The following is a 2,046-nucleotide window of genomic DNA, read 5'->3' as shown; positions in this document are numbered from 1 at the left end:
GCAAGGGGTACGTAAAACCGGCACCCGCGCGCCCCGCGCCGTGTCGCCCCTGACCACCCACCCGGCCCCACATGGCGCACGCGCCATGGCCGCGACCCGCCGCCCATGCATCCGCAGGGCGGCTTTTTTCGTTCTTGCAAGGAAACCGAGCCCCATGGCCATCGCCAATTTCCCCGCAGCCCTCCAGCCGGTCATCCAGCAGGGGTTCCTGTCGCGCGCGTTCCAGGATGCGCTCCAGTCGCGGCTGGGCTTCCGCTCCATTGCCGACCGGATGGAATTCCCCGCCCGCATCGGCCAGACCATTACCGACACCCGCGCCGGCCTGCTGCCGCCCGCCACGACACCCCTCAACCCCACCGCCAACACCAGCTTTGACAACGGCATGACCCCCGCCGAATGGTCGGTCGAGCAGTACACCCTCACCATCAACCAGTACGGCAACACCATGGACCTCAACCAGGTGACCGAGGGCGTGGGCATTGCCAACCAGTTCCTGGCCAATGCCGCGCGCCTTGGCGTCAATGCCCGCCAGACGCTGGACCGGCTGGCGCGCAATGCGCTGTTTGGCGGGGCGCAGAACGGGGTTGGCGGCTATCTGGGCGGCAATACGCGCGTCACCACCACGGCGGGTTCCGCCGGGACGGTGGTGGCGGTGGATGACATCCGCGGGTTCGAGAACATCCTGTCGGATGCGGGGCAGGTGATCGCGGTCGGGGCCTCGGACGGCATGACGGTGACCATCGGCGCGGGTTCGTACACGCTGGTCGGCACGAATGCGGACGCCACCAATACCTCCACCGCGCCGGACGGGGTTTCGGGCACGCTGCGGCTTTCGGGCAATGTGCCGGTGTCAGACGCCACGGCGGGCAACGCGGTCATGGCCGCGACCGCGCCGCTGGTGCTGCGCCCGGGCAACCGCGCCACCACGGCGGCACTGGTGGCGGGCGACATGCTGACGGTCCAGTCCATACTGGGCGCGCTGGCCACCCTGCGCGACAACAACGTGCCCACGCCCGAGGGCGGCGTCTATCACTGCTACCTGGACAATGCGCAGCTTCTGGGCCTGTTCCGTGATGATGACTTCAAGCTGCTCTATCGCGGGCAGTACGGCTCCGACACCTACCAGACGGGGCAGGTGTTCGACCTGCTGGGCGTGCGTTTCATCCCCACCACGGAAGCGCCGCAGCAGGCCTCGCTGGGGGCGGGGGCGATCCACCGCGCCATCATCTGCGGGCAGGGCGCGCTGGTGGAGGGGGATTACGCCAATATCGGCACGCATTACGCCCCGCTGCTTGATGGCGGCGAACTGACGGATGTGGAGGGCGTGTGCATGATCACCCGCCCCGCGCTGGACCGGCTGGCGCAGATCATCGCGCAGTCGTGGTCGTGGATTGGCGGCTTTGCGCTGCCCACCGACCTTACGGCCAACGCCACCATCATCCCCACCGCCACCAACAGCTACCTCAAGCGCGGGGTGGTGATCGAAAGCCTTGGCGCGGGGGCGTAAGGCCCGTGCCCGCCGGTGCGCCAGCGCGCGCACCGGCGGCTGACGTGACCGATACAGCAGGGGGCCAGACATGACAGACACCGTGCCCGCCACCACGGACACCACCACCGACACCACGGCCACGCCAACGCCCGCACCCGTGCCCACGCCCACGCCTGCGCCCGCCTTTCCCACCGCCGCCACGCTGCCCGGTACGCCGCTGGTGGATGCGGAACTGGCGCTGGCGCGGCGCTACATGGGCTACCCCGCCATGGGCGGGACGGATAGCGGCATGCAGTCATGGCGGTTTTTCCGTGTTTACGGGTTCAATGAATGGCGGCTGCGCAACCTTGCACCGGCGGAATGCGCGCAGGCCCGTGCCTTTGTCGCGCAGTGCCAGATGCTGGAGGCCGCCATCATGAACGCCACCGCCAGCCTTGATACCGAACGCGCCGCCGTATGGACGCGCAACCCGACCGAGGTGCCCGACCGCTTCGTGCTCTACACGCGCTGGCGGGTGCAGTTGTGCAACTTCCTGGGCGTGCCGCCGGGGCCGGGGC

Annotated in this window: 2 protein-coding genes; both read left to right on the top strand. The window is 69.0% G+C overall.

Going from position 1 to position 2,046, the window contains the following annotated elements:
- Window positions 1–154: 154 nt before the first annotated feature.
- A complete protein-coding gene (locus DY926_RS15690; protein WP_116704214.1) occupies window positions 155–1,507 on the top strand; it encodes a DUF4043 domain-containing protein in 1,353 nt (450 codons plus the stop codon).
- A 70-nt stretch (window positions 1,508–1,577) separates the two neighbouring features.
- On the top strand, window positions 1,578–2,046 hold a 469-nt coding region (locus DY926_RS15685), incomplete at its 3' end, for a hypothetical protein (protein WP_116704213.1).

This window comes from Komagataeibacter melaceti, from assembly GCF_003403295.1.
GTDB lineage: Bacteria > Pseudomonadota > Alphaproteobacteria > Acetobacterales > Acetobacteraceae > Komagataeibacter > Komagataeibacter melaceti.
The sequence above is the reverse complement of the archived record's forward strand: the minus strand, read 5'-3'. Positions and strand labels throughout refer to the sequence as shown.

Excerpts from the sequence above, each read along its gene's own strand:
- DY926_RS15690 (WP_116704214.1), top strand. The coding sequence starts at position 155 with ATGGCCATCGCCAATTTCCCCGCAGCCCTCCAGCCGGTCATCCAGCAG.